Raw genomic sequence first — 17004 nt, 5'->3', positions numbered from 1 at the left:
ACTATACTTCCATCGATGGCTTAATCTCTTCCCAGAGCTTAATAGCTTCGGGAAATTTCTTGGCAATACCATCGGAAAACATAAAATTCCGATAACCGATTCGCGACATCAATATGATGTCTGCAATATCACCCATCGTAACGATACCGGTCGATTGGAAGCCGTGCAAAATACGTGAGGCCACAATAGCGCTTGGATCAACTTTGATGATCTGCTTCAGCCCTTCGTAGATTCCGACGGGATTCTCGCCAAAGCTGATAAACAGATCGTCTCGCGCTGCCATGAGTCGCTCATTGATGCGCCAATGCCGGCTCCGAATAAATGCCAATCCCTTTTGGGACTCGATTTTGAGAACAACCGACATCTTGCTTCGTTTTCGTCTTGGGAAGTGCACATAGAAATCATCCAAATCACTTTCATCTTCGACGAACGAAAGCATAAAGTTCGTTATACCTGATTGCTTAGCAGCTTCGATATATTCAAAGTCTAAACCGCCCAAATATCCCTGGACTTCGAAATCGCCACCAACAATGTGAGTGCTCTGGCTCTCGCCAAAATAGTACTGGCGTAAAGCTGGACCATTCTCAACATATACCTTTCTTTCTTTTGGTTTGGCCGCAACAAGATCGAACCAGCCGGCATTACGAATGAATATCCTAGCCGGTGGTTTCACCGAAAAATCTCGGTTGAGCACCACCATGCCCGATTCAAATGGAGTCCAGCGAGCAATTCTAAGCTGTCGGCCCTCAAGATCGACGTATAGCGTCTTTCCATATTTGTCCGTCATTTTCTTTACCATCGATAATATCTGCAATGGCGCCAGCGGACTGTCGCCACCAGTATTGTAACGAACTGCGGCGATAGCCGGATGAGCAATCATGTTCTCGGCCACAATCAATGTTGATGGGCTAACCAACGTCGGAAGCGTACCAATGAGCACGAAGACCTCCCGTTTTCAAAGACCAACTGGCATATTAATACTAATAATTTGTCGCTTTGTCAAGCCAATTAAATAGCCCCGCTTTTGCGGGGCTAACTATCTGTACAATCCCTTCTTGGCAATATATTCACCAACTTCGTCATCGACGAAATCACCGATATCTTTGCCATCAGCTACCATCTGTCTAATGGTACTCGATGATCCAAAGATGTCACTCGCCGCAAGCAGTAGAAAATTCGGCGGCATGTTGTCGGCTGGAATAGCCACGTTGCTTCGAGCAATCACTGCCCAGTTTAACTCTTGCCAGATTCTCTTACCCTGACGCCACATTCGCTGAATAAGCGATAGGCCATCTGAACCCTTCAAAACTATATCACTCCCGACCACGAACCATATTTCGTCGTCGGGGAATTCTGCTTTGTAGATCTCCTGCAATTGATAGGTTGGAGTGAAGTCGCCCGACTTCAAATCTCGCCAATCAATCTCTACGCCAGGTACATCGCCAAAAGCCATCTCGATCATATTCTTGCGGTCCACGAAGGTTACCGTATTGATAGAATCCTTATCCCCTCTGGGACCACACGGCACAACGATAACTGTGTCGAATGATTTAAGAGCACTTTGTACGACCTGGAGATGATTCAATCCGGGCGGATTGAAACTTCCACCATAGATCGCAATTCGTCTGGGCTCTTTAGGCAATACGAATGCCTTTAATCGTCGATACCTTCCAGTAAAGTGGGGCGTCACCATTGACCTTCGCAGATCATAACCGAATGCGCGCTTGCTCACGATGAGAATCGGCGGCATTTGATTTGTCTTGAAGAATGCTCGTCGATACAAAGCCCAGTGTTTTTCGAGATCAGCGACGAACTTGCCAGCTGAAGGAAACAATCGATCGATCGTCCCAGCTTCAAGCTTCAACTCTATCTCAAGTTGCTTCGACATATAGGCTTCAATGAACCATTCCGGACCAAGTCTGAATTCAGTGAATGCCCTAACCATCTCGTCGTGATAACCTCGGCGAAGCAGATTCCCATAATCGAAGGGGTCTTTCTGATTCAGGCCCAACTCGGCCGTGGGCGCAATGTTGAAACAATCGGCAGGAATTACTTGCCTACCAAAAACCTGCTCATTGTAGTAATTACCCAACTGATAGACTTCGCGCTTCACCATATCGGCCAACAACGCGAGAGCACCAGCGATATCGCCATACATCGTGCCGTAGCCAAATGCGGCTTCGACTTTGTTTGTATTGCAGACGAACACGCCACCCTCTCTCTGAGCAATGGCTGCTAGGACTTCCATACGAGCCCGAGCCTGTATATTCTCATACTCAAGAGTTCCCTCTTGTGTAGAAAGTAATCCCGCAATCGAATCAACGATTGCATCGATGCTCACGACTCGGAATTCAATACCGAGACTTTCAGCTATAGCACGAGCCCTTACTTCGCTCTCGGTAGAACTATATTTACTAAAAGGCATAAAGACTCCGAGGACCTTATCTTTGCCCAGCGCATCGACATATGCCGCAGCGGCGACAGCTGAATCAATACCACCACTGACGCCAATGATAATCTTCTTGAATGATGAACAGAATTCCTTGATGGCGTTATGTACCGCCAGATATAGCTCCCGCGAATCATCTTGTTTGTTTTGAATAACAACGGGAAGTTTTTCCGTAAATTCGAAATAGTGATTACCAACGGCATAGGGAGCAACTTCGTAAACAACTTCTCCGTTCGCGTTGTATACTGTTGAGCTGCCATCAAACACGATCAAATTCTTGCCATTGTTCTGCAAGCCGGTGTTATTTACATATACCATCGACACCTTACGTTTGGTCAAGAGCTCCTTGACGACGCTGTGGCGTTTACGATTCTTCTGCCAACCCCATGGTGACGCCGATATATTGATAATTAATTCGGCACCATTATTCATGAGCGCCTCGCTCGGATCAATATAATAGTCATCAGGCCATCCATCTTCGCAAAGCATTACACCGGGACGTATTATCCGACTGTCTCTTAACTTTATGGCAAATACGTTATTGATCATATTCAGATCTAGGCCGTTCTCCTGTGCCAATTTTCGCTCTGAATAGAAATGACGATCATCGTCGAACATTCGATAGTTTGGCTGCAACGTTTTGATGGCCTTACCAATATACTTACCGTCGCTATATACAACAGCTGCATTGTATAATCTTCGACGTCCGTCTTCGCCACGAAGACCGTTGTCATAGACGGGCACACCGACAATCGCCGTAATGCCGTCTTTCGTTACTTCACGCAACATAGCATCACACGACTTGTATGCATCGAGAATGAATTCTTCACGCTCAAACATATCGCCGATAATATACCCAGTTACCGAAAGTTCCGGGAAGATAATAATGTCTACGCCCTTATCTTTCGCGTCAGAAATCTCCTGACGCATATACCGAACGTTTAGGTCAGGCCTTCCGACCACGACTGGCATCTGGCATATTGCCAGCTTGACTCCGGTCAAACTCGCCATGATTTCCTCCGTCTCTTACTTGTAAAGGGACCAAAATGTTGTCATTATCCTACATTATTTCCGAACCAACGTCAATCGTTGACAGCACGGCATTTGTCTAATATGCTCTTTCTGGTTAGGGACAGCGGACTTTTACATGAAAGGAACAGGCTCATGGGCGGATCTACCTATCGTGACGAGGATTTGACTGCAAGAAAACAGGCTATCAAGAGTTCTGGCAAAGATACCTTTGCCTATACGGCGGATATGCGAAAGGCAACAAAGACCAGCGATATCAAGTGCCATCCCAATCTTGCTATCGACAAGAAAAAGATCAGGGAGAGTCGAGATAGTGCTACTCACCCGCAATCAAATGCTCTGGCTGTCATTTTCGACGTCACTGGTTCTATGGGAACCGTGCCAGTTGAACTCGAAGTTCGTCTCAAGGATTTGATGGGGTACTTCCTCAAGAAGGACTATCTCCCGAATGTGCACATCCTATTCGGTGCGGTCGGAGATTCGAAGTGCGATAAGGTGCCTCTCCAGATCGGTGAATTCGAACCTGGCGCCGAGGAATTGATGGATTTCTTCCAAAGAGTGTATCTCGAAGGTCTAGGCGGTGGCAATGGAGGCGAATCATACCCGAACGCCATCTACTTCATGGCCCGGCACACTTCCATCGACACCTTCGAAAAACGAGGTAAGAAGGGCTACCTGTTCTTGATCGGCGACGAGCTTCCTCACGAACCGGTCAGCGTCGACGAGATCGCAGCCTTGATGGGCAAGGCCCCATTCGAGACAGATATCCCAGTCGAGCAGATTGTCAAAGAAGCCCAAGAAAAATACCAGGTGTTCTATATCATCCCGAGACTGACAGATAATGCCCGAGACCCTCGAGTCTGGAAACGATGGCGCGAATTGCTCGGCAATGAATTCGTCGTCGGCATGGATAAGACCGAACAGGTCTGTGAATTGATCGGCACGCTCGTCGGCGTCTGCGAAGGCAAGATCGATGCCGAGAAAGCCACCGAGAATCTCCGCGGCAAGGATTTCGAAGCCGAATATCTAGGCATTGCCAAAGCTGCCTTCCGAAAGCTGGCCGGCATCAACGCCACGAAGGTCAGTGCGAAAGATACACCCACAAGCAAGAGCAAGAAGGGCAATCCAAAGACATCCCTCAAGATCTGACCGCTTAACAGCGGTCTTTTTTATTGTCCTTGACCGATCTTCAAATGATTGGTATATATTATCCGGATCATTAACAAGGAGACTCACATGGGTGGAGGCGGTTCATACTACGATCGAGATGTTACCAGCAACGTGTATCGAGGTAGTAATGGCGTAACTAGCGTCGCAGAGACAGCCTTGCAACAATCGTATATGGATCCGGCATTATCGCCAATGAATCGACGCCTCGTTTGTAATGCGGGGAATCCACTCGTCTATGATTTCGATGAGACTGGTTCAATGGGCATTTTGCCGAAGATTATCTGGGACAAATGGCCCGGCATCGTCGGCCAGATTGTAGCCCGAAAATATCTGCCTGATCCGATGATGAGTGTGGCAGCTACGGGAGACATTCGATCCGATGTCTCGCCTCTTCAGATGGCCGACTTCGCGGCACTCCGCAATTTGGACAGGTGGTTCAAGCGAATCCACTTCGAAGGCAATGGCGGTGGTCAAGGCAGTGAATCCTATGCGTTAACCGCGTACTACTACGCCTATCTCGTCAAAATGCCCAAGGCCGTAAAGCCCATATACCTAATTACAGGCGACGAAGCATTTGTGCCTGACCTCTATGCCAGCGACCTAAGAGATCACTTCGGTGGCGAGCATAAGAATATCAGTGCAAGAGAGGTCTTCACTGATCTCATTGAGAAATTCAAAGGAAATGTTTTTCTTATTCATCGTCGATATACCGGTGCCACCACCCGCGAAGGCTGGAACAATACAAGTATCGTCGGCCAATGGACTGAGGTCCTTGGCAGTGAGAGGATTATCATTCTGCCAGAGGATCTGGCAATCGGCGACCTCACACTGGGCGTATATGCCTTAGTATCCGGAGCCCGGACGCTAGAGCAGTATCTCGAAGACATGCGAACGAGACCACTCGATCTCGCCGAAGGTGTCGAGTATAAGCCGCAAAGCGAGAAGAGAATCAAGCAAATCGGGACTGCACTCAAGGATCTTGATGAATGGGTACGAAATCGCAAACCCACGAGATCTAAGGCAAAAAGTACTGCCAGGGTCAAAGAACTTCCCAACGAGACATCTTCGTCGAAAAAGAAGCCAAGTACCCTGAAGATCTAATAAGATATACGCTCCAAACGGAGCGTTTTTTAGTCTTGCCAAGTCGCGATTTATGTGATAAAACAATGACGACTCATTCGCACGTTTACAACCGAGAGGAGACCCCATGCCTTGCAACATCGGGTACAAGAACATTACGAGAATCCGCGTGGCGCCAAAGTTGCCACAAGAATTCAAGGAGAAGGTCAAAGCTCCGAAAATCGACAAGACCCTATTGGACAATATGGGCGTCGAAGATACTGTATTCATTGATTGGCTTACTGGACTAGATATCAATCCCCTTTTTGAAGAGGCCCTGAATCGTACTCTTCGCGCTATCGGCTATACCGGCAACGCCAAGTTCCAGATTTCTAATGGCGAGTTGGCTATCAAGGCTCAATTCATGACACCAAAAGAAAAGCAGCAACTTGAAACTGCTGCCAAAAACGTCGGCGAGCGCTTCCAAATCGAGGTCCTTGCCATCATCGCCCAGCTTCTAGATTACACCACGATGACTAGCAACAAAGTTATCGGCGGTAAGAAGACGACTATCGTTGAAGGCGAGAAAAATGAAAGTGCCGACGTTCACAGATATCTGAGCGTGGCTGTCGGTAGCAATGGCAATGGTGTTCTAACTTTCGAACATTTCGAATCAAAATCCGTATTGAAGGAAGAACGGGCCAAGCTTATGTTGCTTGCTCAGAAATTCGGTATCAAAATCCGATTTTCGGAAGAGCACGAATCTGGCCAACCAATCGCCACCGGCGTTGAACATCACGACTTCCTAAAGCAGAGGTAGGATCATGAAAACTCCCAAGGAAGAAACACTAACCAACGTAATCGAATACAAAATGCCCGAATGGCTGGAGAAGGACTTTATTCTTCCCTTAAAATCAGGCATGGCACACTTCTTTATCTTCCACGGTGATACCGATGGACTAGTTCTTAACCCAAAGTGCGAGATCGAACCCGATACCGCATACATCCCTTTTAGGGAGTTCTTGCGGCAGGTCTTCGATACTCGCCAGATTGTCATCTTCTACGACGTTGCTTCGGGAATGAGATTTCTAACATCGGCCATGGAAAAGGAATTCAAGAAACTGGCTGGCCTTGAAACAGATGCCGCGACTGGCGCCGATCCTATCGCCGCCGCCAAGGCAGACCTAGCCGCCAAACGTGGACTGCCACAAGATCCAAATTCTTGTCTACCACTTATCGAAAAGGTAATGTACAAATCCGAGAACATGGCCGTCGTTATCAAATCGGCACATTTCATTGCCCCCAACCCTGGCGCCAATGCGATGTTACCGGCCAACGAAAGAGTAACTATCCAGACACTGCGTAATTGGAGCCAGAGCGAAAGACTGAGGTCTAAGAATAACCTCATCATTCTTCTCACCGACGAAATCACAAAAGTTTCCTCGGAACTAAGAAATAACGGCTCAGCTGCGAATCAGGTATTCATACCTAAGCCTGACAAAGACGAAAGGATTGACTTTATCTCCAATACGACCTATCGGTCAAGACAGAAGCAGGTCCTAGAAGGAGAAATCGCGCAATTGGATAAGCAGTCCAAAAAAGCCGACACAAGTGTCGACAAGAAGATCGCAGCCGAAGTTAATGAGAAGCGCGTCGAGGTCGAAAGCCTTGGACCAGTCATTACCTTGCCGTCAGATTTCGAAGTATCGGTCTTTGCCCATGCCGCACAAGGCATGAGCTTTAGACAAATTTCTGAAATCTTTTTGCAGGCACTGAAAACCGGGCAAACGCTCGATCTCAATTTCGTAAAAAATAGAAAAAGAAATATTCTCAATAGCGAATATGGCGAGCTCATGGAAGTCGTGGACGCCCAACGTGGCTTCGAGGACATAGGTGGTCTCACGTATATCAAAAAATATCTCCAATCGGTTCTCGATGCCATCAAAAACGGAGAATACCGACTAGTGCCAATGGGCATATATTTCATGGGCCCGCCGGGAACCGGCAAAACCGCCCTGGTTGAAGCCCTGGCTAAAGAAGCCGCCTTCAACTTCATCAAGACGAAGAATATTCGTTCGATGTGGGTCGGAGAATCCGAAGCCCGAATGCAGAAATTCATCTACGCCTTGCGGTCTCTGGCGCCGGTTGTCGTCATGAACGACGAAGCCGATCTAGCCGACGCACAGCGCGACGCACCCAAGGGTGACTCTGGAGTTGCCGAGCGTCTGATGAAAATGTGGATGGAGTTCCTCTCCGATCCAAGAATTCGTGGTAAAGTCGTCGTCATCTCCTGCACCAACAGACCGGATCGTATCGATCCAGCCCTCAAGCGCAGCGGCCGTGGTGACCAGAGAATCCTGATCCCGATGCCGTCGATGGACGAACTGCCTGATATCTTCCGAGTTATGTTCAAGAGATACAATATCCCGACTGATATCAAGAACTTCGCGACATTCGCCAAGAAGACAGATGGTCTGTCTGGCGCCGATGTCGAGGCCATTATCCTCGCGGCCTTCCGCTTTGCCTCTGGCAAAATAGTTGATAGCAATGCCTTGAATAGCGCCATAGATGACTTCATCCCGAGCGCTTCTCAGTCAGCTATCGACTTCATGACAATGGTCGGACTACTAGAGTGCTCGTCACGACTACTCCTACCGCCCAACGTCGGTCAGATTGTCCAAGGCATTGCCAAGCGCAATCTGATCGAAGATCTAGATGGCTACCTGGCCCAGGTCCGGGCAAGAAAGATTGTAAACATCTGATTTTCGAAGACACAGCCCCGCTAACGCGGGGCTTTTTATTGTAGATATAGATACTTCCCCTCCTCGGTCTACCTCGATACTTTCAATAGTGGCTGCGGGACCTGGATTCGAACCAAGATACCATCCTCCAGAGGGATGTGTCCTACCATTAGACGATCCCGCAATGTCCATACTTTACAACAAAACCCAACTTTTTTCAAGATAAAAAGGCCTAATGGCCTTATTATTTCTTAGCGTGCCTCCTCATCCGTCTGTCCTGGGCTACCTTAGCTTTCTTAAGAGCATCGAACCTTGGGACAAAATAGTCGTGCCACCACCTTTCGACGAACTCTTCGCCACCAGTATGTTGATCAACTCCTTGCCACTGGATATTCCAATCTCTACGAGTATCCATAAAAAATTTGTCCAGATCGAACCAATTGACCCGCTTACTGGTTTTCACCATCTTCTCAAGTTGCTCGAATCTTTTCTTGGTCCTTTTTCGCAGTTCCCACATCCTAGATGGCACCATGATAGTTACTGGTTCAGTCCACATGGTTACACTCCTCAAATAGCTGGCCCAATTCTAGCATTAAAAATTTCAAATTAAAAGCCGCGCTTCACGCGGCTAAATATACCTTAATTACTCATCCTCCGCGGCTCTTTGCGCTTGAAGAAGATGAATACCATCAAAAATCTCTCTTACGTCATCAAAGAATTTTTCGGCTTCCTCGACTTCCTGAGGCGACACAGACGCCCCTCTTATAGCCTTATTAACGGTAGCTAGACAAGCTTTGTGTCTTAGTCGATAGGCCTTGAGTCTTTCTGCTTCATCTTCGACAGAAGACAATCCGGGCCCAAATAAGCGAGAGACTCTTCGGGCGATTTCGTGACCGTTGAGAGCTCCTATAATATTTTCCACATGGAAGACGTCTCTAGGCGTAATAATTATTAAGAACTTCCGAGCGCGTCTTAGCTCCTTCTCGAAGTCGCCACTATCTCTTGAATCGCGACTCAGGGCCAGACTGAATTTAATCATTACCATGCTGCCAACCAGGCCATCCAAATCTTCTAGAAATTCACGATTAAGAGATTCTGGAAATGACCTACTCTCTGGCATAGCTATCCTCCCAACGCCGAGAACTAGCCACAACTTACAACAAAAAAGACGTTTATTCAACGTCTCAAAGAACTTTCGAATTATCGACGAGCCAGAGCAAATCCGCTGTACGCTGGATCATCGGTCACTTCACGACCGAGCCATACCGGCGGAGAAAAACTATTGGCGGCTTCTTCAAAGTCAAATTCGATCTCGGCAAGGATCAGTCCATCGTGACGCCCAGCGAATTCGTTGATTTCAATCACTACTGGCAGTAAGCCCCCGTCGCCACCCTGATAATATGCCCCCAACTTCCAACGCATTTTCTCGACGTAGCGATCGCATAGTCGAAATAAGTGGTTGAATTGTTGGACAGCTAGGCCAATCTCTATCTCGGTTCGTGTCAGGCCGTAGCCAGACTTCATGTTCAATGAAAAGGTCACGGCCAGCTGACCATTAGACTGTCGCGCAAGTTGATATCTAACACGAGCTTGCAATCCATCGAAAGAACTTCCAGGCAAGTAGCCTTGGATAAGCCTGGCCTTGGTTGGCAAATCAGTATTAACGGGAATGTCCGATATATCGTTGACAATAAAACGCCTCTCGATTTCAAGGTTCTTCGACATGTAGTATGCTCCCCCAGAATCTTCGCCTATTATACCTACAACAACGGGAATGTCAAAGCTCCCGCCCATTCGGCATCCGGCGATTGCCGGAGCCGTGGGCGGGAGGCTCACTTAAATCACTATTAAATCCTAAACCTTCAAGAACTTTCTAATCGCGATATAGCTAGAAGCTACGCCGATTAGAACCCCCACCAATAAGAGGAGGAAGATAAAACTAAAGAAGTTAGATCCAAAATATCCGATCAGACTTACGCCCGGAATTAAAATACTTATTTTCGGCGAAAGGAAGTACGCGATCGGATAGAACAATGCACCGGCTATTACTGCCGCAAAAACTCCGTAGATAGCCCCCTCCACTAAGTATGGCGCCTTCACATGCCAATTTGAGCCACCAACCAATCTCATAATTTCAATCTCCTGCTTCTGATTAAATATCGTTAACCGAATAGTATTGAAAGTTACCAAAATGGCGATCAGGGCCAAGAGTAGAGTCGCGATGAGACCCCAAGTTTTTATGCCTCCAGAGATTCCTTCAACACGCTTAATAACCGCTTCATTCTCGTAGTAATTGATCTTGTCGATAAGACTTCTGAATTTATTAGCTTCTAAGAATTTAACTATCTCCGCATAAGTATCGGGATTATTAGCTTTTATATTTAAAGACGCCTGCAGAGGATTCTCGTCTAATTCTGCCAATGATTCTTGGATCAGCGGATCGCCAGCATGCCTTTTTTTGAAATCAGCTAATGCCTGATCCTTAGATATATAAAGGACATTCTTAACCAGCTGATTTTTCTCTAAATCAATCTTTACGCTAGCCACCTCTTCTTCACTAGCCGAAGACTTGAAATAAGCGCTTACGTCTACTTTGTCTTGCAGGCCTTCTACGACTTTTGTTGATAAAAAGTTAAGACTCATAAGACCGGCGAACAACAATAACACCAAAGTCATGACGCCAGTAGTGCCAAAGCTCACATAACTATTTCTAACGAAATTTAACCAGCCAGTATTGAATATTCTCTTTAATGTCTCTTTGAGATGATAATGCATGATAAATAATTTAAATTATGTATTTGCCCTGCTCAATTTGATCACGAACAATTCTACCATTCTCCATGCTTATGACCCTTCGGCCGATAGCATTTACCACATCTCGATTGTGAGTAGCTAGAATTATAGTTGTGCCAAGCTCGTTGATCTTCAAGAGTAGCTTTACCACATCATACGTATTCACCTGATCCAAGTTACCGGTCGGCTCGTCGGCCAAGATTATTCTCGGACGATGAATTAATGCTCGAGCTATGGCCAACCTTTGTCTCTCTCCGCCAGACATTTGATGAGGAAAATTATTAGCCTTATCAGACAAGCCAACAATATTTAAAAGCTTAGGCACGTCACGATCAACATCCTCTTTATCGGCGCCACATACTTCCATGGCGAAGGCAACGTTCTCAAATGCATTCTTGGCTGATAGTAATTTAAAATCCTGATAGACGGTGCCTATCTTCCTCCTAAGATGCGGTATGTCTCTAGCCGAAAGCTCGCCTAGATCAATCCCATCAATTAGGATTTCTCCATCCGTGGGCAGTACTTCGCGAGTTAATAGTTTTAGTAGAGTTGATTTTCCAGAACCTGATGGTCCGACTAGAGAGACGAATTCGCCATGCTTTATCTCCAGATTTATATCACGTAAGGCCTCAAATTCGTCATCATATATAAAAGATGTATGGTGGATCTTTATCATTCCATATCATTATGCCCCAATTTTGCCTTGGCTTCAATCAACTTATCAAGGTCACCATCAAGAACCTTGTCTGGCTGAGAAATCTTTACGCCTGTCCTATGGTCTTTGACCATTTGATACGGATGAAGGACATACGATCTAATCTGACTTCCCCATTCAATTGATCCGGGCTCGGCCCTTAGATCAGATATCTCTTTGGCATTTTTCTCTTCAACTTTTTTTGATAGCTTAGAATATAACACCTGAATTGCCTTCTCTTTATTTTGAGCTTGCGATCTCTCCGATTGGACTGCTACTGAGATGCCAGTCGGAGTATGGGTTACCCTGACTGCCGTCTCTAGCTTATTTACATTCTGCCCGCCCGGGCCAGATGATCTGTAGGTATCTATTCGTAAATCTTTTTGATCAATCTTAATGTTGTGAGCTATTATCTCAGGCAATGCTTCCACCAATGCAAACGAAGTGTGCCTTAAGTTCTTCGCCGAGAAGGGCGAGATGCGTACCAGACGATGAACACCATTCTCGTTTTTTAAAATTTCATATACATCTTCACCTGTTATCTCAAACGAGACCGACTTAATGCCTTTTTGCTCGCCAAAAGATTCTGACAACAAAACAAACTTCCAGTCTTTCTTCTGGGCATAGCGCTGATACATTCTCAAAAGCATTGAAGCCCAGTCCTGAGCATCAACACCGCCAGCGCCAGCATATATGTTTAGAATGGCCCTATTCTTCTCATATTCCATCGTGACTAATCTTATGCTTTTCCGACTATTTTTTCAACAAAAAAGCGGCCCCTTCGGGGCCGCTACGCCGCACTATCCAAATTGATGATATGAATTCTGTTTAATATATCCACCGCATCTGCTCGATGAATCGAGAAACCAAAATGCTCCTTGAAGTGTGCCCGCAATTTATCGCGCGTAATCTTTACAAATTTAATACTAAGACCATTGAGTTCTCCGGCCAAACCGGTGGTCAAATAGGCTATGGCCTCGTCAACCAACACATTATTATCGTAACCCATGGCCCTTAGCTTCTTGAATAGCTTTTCCCAATCTTTCGAGAAAACTGAATCCTTCCAAGATGACACAACATAGCCGTTTACGACATTGTTGAAATCACGCGGACCAACATACTGCAAACCATGAACAACTTCATGTCTTAGCGTTCCAATCTTTATGCCCTTTGCGGTACTCATGCCAATAAAGTATGCCCGACCAGTTACATTCGTTAAATCGAGAAAATGTTTTTCCTTCTGGCTAAGTGGATCGAATAAGCCCGCACGAAACTTGTCTACCACCCACGACGGGACATTAAATCCACCCCAATCATCAGAATAGCTAAAAAAATCATCGTGCTGACTGGCGTACCAATCGGCAAACTCCTCAAGAGTAAATACTTTACCAGCGAATTCAGGAGACTCGAAATGCTCCTGAAACCTGACGAAGGTCATGGCCAGCTTGTGCTGACTTTTCGATGTAACGAGGTATATTGGAAATACATTGTCCTTCTTTGAAGCTTCCACCGTTCACCTCCAAGTAAAAGAACGTTGCCAAGATCATACATTAAGATATGGAAGTCGTCAATATAAAAGCCCGACTACTTGTCGGGCCCTGTATCTATATCGTCAGCAGAGACATGGCGAATATTGAAATTAACGAAATGGATGAACGGAATAGCTACAAAAACAAAGAATAAAATACTAAAAGAGCTGATTGAGCCTCCTACCAACTTTAGTAGCAAATACCAACCTGCAAATATAGCAGGAATATCCACGGCATCACGCCTGACAATATCCCACACCAGAAATGACTTAAGAAACTGGACCATGTATATACCCTGGCTAGATCGTGTCACGATTGTACCTCCAAGGGACAGATAACGCACAATACCACAGTAGCGTGGTATTGGCAATATAAGTTTCACTATTTTTTGGAGCCACCTCCCGGAATCGAACCGGGGACCTCCACTTTACGAAAGTGTTGCTCTACCAGCTGAGCTAAGGTGGCGAAAGCCTATCTACTCGCCTACTATCATTAACTGGATCGTTCTCGTTCTTGGCCTGTCTAACTCTGCGAATAGTATCCTTTGCCATTGGCCAAGTTGGAGCTTACCATCAATTATATTCATAGTCACGTTACTCATTAAATGGGCCGCGCGGCAATGGGCATAACCATTGGCACACTCACCCTCGCACACGTTTACAGTCCTTACGGTCATATTGTCGTGATTGTACTCAATAGTCTTCGGCGATAACTTGTCAAAATGCGTGGCCAAGTCCTTGAGTAACAGTGGTTCGTTTTCGTTTACTAATAGCGCCGCCGAAGTGTGCATACTCTGGACATTAATCAAGCCATGGTTAACCCCAGATTCTTTAACAAAATCAGAGACCTGGTCGCTTATGTCAATAAATTCCGGTTCCGACTTCGATTCAATAGTTATAGTTGTGTGTTTGATCATATATCATTATACCTCAAAAATTGACTTATCAATTTTGAGCGGGTGAGGAGAATCGGCCTCGCCTCTCGCCGCGCCGTCGCACGTCTCGGGCTGGCCACCGCCTCACGGTTGCGCCTACTGGCGCAACATCGCTCCGGCGTTCGATTCTTCAAGCCCAAAATTGACTTATCAATTTTGAGCGGGTGAGGAGAATCGAACTCCCGTTCTTTGCTTGGGAAGCAAGCGTACTACCACTGTACTACACCCGCGATATTATCTGCCCATCAACCAATTCCACCACCTCTGCGGATTGGACATGGCCGCTATCGACTGGACATCATCCACTCGATCCTTGCTCTCATTGTTCATATATATAAAAGCTACGTTCTCATCGGCTGACTTATAGTTTAACTTAATCCTAGCCTCTCTTTCAAGGAAAGCTGGCGTTTTTATATAAGTCATGATTCTTTCTAAATATTTGTTGCTCTTCTCAATCTCGCTGGCTTTGTTCTCTAGGTCGACTATCTTATCCTCGACATCTGATCGTCGCATACTCGCACCGATGATCAAATACGCCGCCCAGAATAACAAAAGCACGACTACTACTGTAAAATATTTAGATTTAAAAACTTTCTGGATCATATCGGCTTGCCAAAAGCGGCAGTATATAATAAATTTATATTACAATGATGAGTAAAAAATCAATTCAAGTAGTCTGGACGATCGTCTCCCTTTTGGTCGCCATATCGATGGTCTTCTTCTTGATCCTACCAGCATTTTACTAGTTTTTTAGTTTTTCACCAAAAGGCCCCCTTCGGGGGCCTTTTGCGCACTTATCTTTTTAGCATCTTCAAGAATACTTCTTGGGGTAAATTTACTTTGCCACTTTCCTTCATCTTTTTCTTGCCTTTCTTCTGCTTCTCGAGCAGTTTCATCTTTCTAGTTATGTCTCCGCCATACAAGTAACCGGTTACGTCCTTCCTGCGAGCTCTAATATCTTCACGGGCGATTATTTTACTCCCAATAGCCGCCTGTATCGTTACTTGGAACCACTGAGGCGGGACAACCGTCTTTAGTTTGGCCACCAGATAGCGACCTTCGTAGAATGCCTTTTCCTTGGCCACGATTTTAGAAAATGGCTCGACTATGTCTCCAGCAATTAGAATATCGAGCCTTACTAGGTCGCCCTTCTCCATCCCACTTGGCTCGTAACTCATAGATGCGTAACCGGAAGAAACGCTTTTTAGCTTGTCATAAAAATCAGTAATAATCTCGGCCAAAGGCATGCGGTATTTAATTAAGGCCGTCTCTCTTCCTATGTAATCAGTAGCCTTGTAAGTGTTGCGATAAGTAGCCACAAGCTCCATAACGCTACCCAGATATTCTGCTGGAGCAATGATCTCTAGATCAACCACCGGCTCGGACAGCTCAGTAATTCTAGAAAAATCTGGCAACATGGCGGCGGAACGAACTCTTATTCCTTCGCCGTTTGTCAATTTAACCGCGTACTCTACAGACGGCGTTGAAATAATTAAACTCAAACCGAATTCACGCCTGAGTCTTTCAGATATTATCTCCACATGAAGCATGCCCAAAAAACCAACTCTAAATCCTCTGCCTAAGCCGGCGGACGCTTCTGGCTCATAGTTAAGCGACGCATCCGTAAGTTTTAGCTTTGAAAGCGCATCCTTAAGCAGATCAAAATCGTCGCTCGATTCTGGGAAAAAACTAGCGAACACCATGGGCCTCGGTTCTTTATATCCAGCCAGTGGAATAAAACTGGGATCATCTGCCTGTATAGTAATCGTGTCCCCAACTCTAATCTGTCCCGGATCTTTCAGACCAGTGGCTATGTAGCCCGTCTCACCATTGTGTATCTCCTTACCCGGGACGAAAGATGGCGAGAAATAGCCAGACTCCAGAACTTCAACGTGTGCCCTTGTAGCATAGGCCATCACCTTATCACCCCTTTTAACCGATCCGGCGAAGACTCGAATAAAAGCTATCACGCCCTTATAGGCATCAAACGTGGAATCGAAGACTAGGGCTCTTAGCTTCTCACGATCATACTTTTTGTCTGGCGCAGGCACGTCCTTAATAATCTTCTGCAGAATGAGCTCGATGTTCTCACCGCTTTTACCAGATGCTTCTATTATTTCTTCTGGTTCGACTCCCAATAGATACGACAGTTCTTCTCGAACATGTTCGACTCGAGCATTCGGTAAATCTATTTTGTTTATAACGGGAATTATTTTTAATCCCTGCTGTTGGGCTAAATGTAGGTTAGCTAATGTTTGAGCCTGCACACCTTTAGTGGCATCAACTAGAAGAACTGCTCCCTCCACGGCCGCAAGAGATCGTGAAACCTCGTATGAAAAATCTACATGCCCGGGCGTATCAATAAGATTTAAAATGTAATCTTCGTTGTTATATCTATAATTCATTCGCACTGGCTGGAGCTTGATGGTAATACCCCTTTCTCTCTCGAGATCCATCGTATCTAGATACTGCTCGTGCATCTTTCTTTTCTCGACGGTCCCGGTCAGCTCTAAAAATCGATCCGCAAGGGTCGATTTTCCATGATCTATATGAGCGATAATGCAGAAATTACGTATATTATTCATTCAATTCAGCTATTACCATAG

Annotated in this window: 17 protein-coding genes and 3 tRNA genes; 4 read left to right on the top strand and 16 right to left on the bottom strand. The window is 45.9% G+C overall.

Going from position 1 to position 17004, the window contains the following annotated elements; translation table 11 throughout:
• Position 1: 1 nt before the first annotated feature.
• Positions 2-940 (bottom strand): hypothetical protein, encoded by a 939-nt coding sequence (locus DEG18_00190; protein ID HBX58018.1) that lies wholly within the window; start codon positions 938-940, stop codon positions 2-4.
• A gap of 96 nt (positions 941-1036) precedes the next feature.
• The gene (gene nadE, locus DEG18_00185) at positions 1037-3460 is read right to left on the bottom strand and encodes an NAD(+) synthase (GenBank protein HBX58017.1); all 2424 of its coding nucleotides are present in this window, start codon (positions 3458-3460) and stop codon (positions 1037-1039) included.
• 102 nt (positions 3461-3562) lie between these two features.
• Between nadE and DEG18_00180 the strand changes: the two genes are divergently transcribed.
• From DEG18_00180 to DEG18_00165, 4 genes are all read left to right on the top strand, one after another.
• The gene (locus DEG18_00180; protein ID HBX58016.1) at positions 3563-4627 is read left to right on the top strand and encodes a hypothetical protein; all 1065 of its coding nucleotides are present in this window, start codon (positions 3563-3565) and stop codon (positions 4625-4627) included.
• An 87-nt stretch (positions 4628-4714) separates the two neighbouring features.
• A complete protein-coding gene (locus DEG18_00175) occupies positions 4715-5749 on the top strand; it encodes a hypothetical protein (GenBank protein ID HBX58015.1) in 1035 nt (344 codons plus the stop codon).
• Between the two features lie 148 nt (positions 5750-5897).
• Complete coding sequence (locus DEG18_00170) at positions 5898-6527, top strand: hypothetical protein (protein HBX58014.1); 630 nt, start codon at positions 5898-5900, stop codon at positions 6525-6527.
• 4 nt (positions 6528-6531) lie between these two features.
• Positions 6532-8469 (top strand): hypothetical protein, encoded by a 1938-nt coding sequence (locus DEG18_00165; protein ID HBX58013.1) that lies wholly within the window; start codon positions 6532-6534, stop codon positions 8467-8469.
• Positions 8470-8558: 89 nt separating this feature from the next.
• On the opposite strand, the gene DEG18_00160 is transcribed toward DEG18_00165, so the two are convergent.
• The 14 genes from DEG18_00160 to DEG18_00095 form a co-directional block, all read right to left on the bottom strand.
• Positions 8559-8632 (bottom strand) — tRNA-Gln (locus DEG18_00160).
• A 60-nt stretch (positions 8633-8692) separates the two neighbouring features.
• Complete coding sequence (locus tag DEG18_00155; GenBank protein HBX58012.1) at positions 8693-9004, bottom strand: hypothetical protein; 312 nt, start codon at positions 9002-9004, stop codon at positions 8693-8695.
• Between the two features lie 87 nt (positions 9005-9091).
• Positions 9092-9601 carry a hypothetical protein gene (locus DEG18_00150; protein HBX58011.1) on the bottom strand — a complete coding sequence of 170 codons (510 nt, stop codon included), beginning with the start codon at positions 9599-9601 and terminating at the stop codon, positions 9092-9094.
• A 47-nt stretch (positions 9602-9648) separates the two neighbouring features.
• A complete protein-coding gene (locus tag DEG18_00145) occupies positions 9649-10284 on the bottom strand; it encodes a hypothetical protein (protein ID HBX58010.1) in 636 nt (211 codons plus the stop codon).
• A gap of 18 nt (positions 10285-10302) precedes the next feature.
• On the bottom strand, positions 10303-11223 hold the full coding sequence (locus DEG18_00140; GenBank protein HBX58009.1) for a hypothetical protein: 921 nt from the start codon (positions 11221-11223) through the stop codon (positions 10303-10305).
• 10 nt (positions 11224-11233) lie between these two features.
• Positions 11234-11917, bottom strand: a complete 684-nt coding sequence (ftsE, locus tag DEG18_00135; GenBank protein ID HBX58008.1) for a cell division ATP-binding protein FtsE — start codon at positions 11915-11917, stop codon at positions 11234-11236.
• Positions 11914-12663, bottom strand: coding sequence for a peptide chain release factor 2 (locus tag DEG18_00130; GenBank protein HBX58007.1), 750 nt, complete (start codon positions 12661-12663; stop codon positions 11914-11916). The genes ftsE and DEG18_00130 overlap by 4 nt, the downstream gene beginning before the upstream one ends.
• 62 nt (positions 12664-12725) lie before the next feature.
• Positions 12726-13445 carry an ABC transporter ATP-binding protein gene (locus DEG18_00125; GenBank protein ID HBX58006.1) on the bottom strand — a complete coding sequence of 240 codons (720 nt, stop codon included), beginning with the start codon at positions 13443-13445 and terminating at the stop codon, positions 12726-12728.
• 74 nt (positions 13446-13519) lie between these two features.
• Complete coding sequence (locus DEG18_00120) at positions 13520-13750, bottom strand: hypothetical protein (protein HBX58005.1); 231 nt, start codon at positions 13748-13750, stop codon at positions 13520-13522.
• Positions 13751-13853: 103 nt separating this feature from the next.
• Positions 13854-13929, bottom strand: a tRNA-Thr gene (locus DEG18_00115).
• 10 nt (positions 13930-13939) lie between these two features.
• A complete protein-coding gene (locus tag DEG18_00110; protein HBX58004.1) occupies positions 13940-14380 on the bottom strand; it encodes a hypothetical protein in 441 nt (146 codons plus the stop codon).
• Between the two features lie 174 nt (positions 14381-14554).
• A tRNA-Gly gene (locus DEG18_00105) sits at positions 14555-14628 on the bottom strand.
• A gap of 4 nt (positions 14629-14632) precedes the next feature.
• Positions 14633-15001: a hypothetical protein gene (locus DEG18_00100; GenBank protein ID HBX58003.1), complete on the bottom strand. Its 369-nt coding sequence runs from the start codon at positions 14999-15001 to the stop codon at positions 14633-14635.
• A gap of 191 nt (positions 15002-15192) precedes the next feature.
• The gene (locus DEG18_00095) at positions 15193-16983 is read right to left on the bottom strand and encodes an elongation factor 4 (protein ID HBX58002.1); all 1791 of its coding nucleotides are present in this window, start codon (positions 16981-16983) and stop codon (positions 15193-15195) included.
• Positions 16984-17004 lie beyond the last annotated feature (21 nt).

The organism is Candidatus Yanofskybacteria bacterium (genome assembly GCA_003514055.1).
GTDB lineage: Bacteria > Patescibacteriota > Minisyncoccia > 2-02-FULL-40-12 > GWA2-44-9 > UBA12115.
This window is presented reverse-complemented; position numbering and strand designations above follow the sequence as displayed.

Bases quoted from the DNA above. Each gene is read 5' to 3' on its own strand.
- nadE (HBX58017.1), bottom strand. From the start codon at position 3,460: ATGGCGAGTTTGACCGGAGTCAAGCTGGCAATATGCCAGATGCCAGTC.
- DEG18_00180 (HBX58016.1), top strand. From the start codon at position 3,563: ATGCTCTTTCTGGTTAGGGACAGCGGACTTTTACATGAAAGGAACAGG.
- DEG18_00175 (HBX58015.1), top strand. From the start codon at position 4,715: ATGGGTGGAGGCGGTTCATACTACGATCGAGATGTTACCAGCAACGTG.
- DEG18_00165 (HBX58013.1), top strand. From the start codon at position 6,532: ATGAAAACTCCCAAGGAAGAAACACTAACCAACGTAATCGAATACAAA.
- DEG18_00155 (HBX58012.1), bottom strand. From the start codon at position 9,004: ATGTGGACTGAACCAGTAACTATCATGGTGCCATCTAGGATGTGGGAA.
- DEG18_00140 (HBX58009.1), bottom strand. From the start codon at position 11,223: ATGCATTATCATCTCAAAGAGACATTAAAGAGAATATTCAATACTGGC.
- ftsE (HBX58008.1), bottom strand. From the start codon at position 11,917: ATGATAAAGATCCACCATACATCTTTTATATATGATGACGAATTTGAG.
- DEG18_00130 (HBX58007.1), bottom strand. From the start codon at position 12,663: ATGGAATATGAGAAGAATAGGGCCATTCTAAACATATATGCTGGCGCT.
- DEG18_00120 (HBX58005.1), bottom strand. From the start codon at position 13,750: ATGGTCCAGTTTCTTAAGTCATTTCTGGTGTGGGATATTGTCAGGCGT.
- DEG18_00110 (HBX58004.1), bottom strand. From the start codon at position 14,380: ATGATCAAACACACAACTATAACTATTGAATCGAAGTCGGAACCGGAA.
- DEG18_00100 (HBX58003.1), bottom strand. From the start codon at position 15,001: ATGATCCAGAAAGTTTTTAAATCTAAATATTTTACAGTAGTAGTCGTG.
- DEG18_00095 (HBX58002.1), bottom strand. From the start codon at position 16,983: ATGAATAATATACGTAATTTCTGCATTATCGCTCATATAGATCATGGA.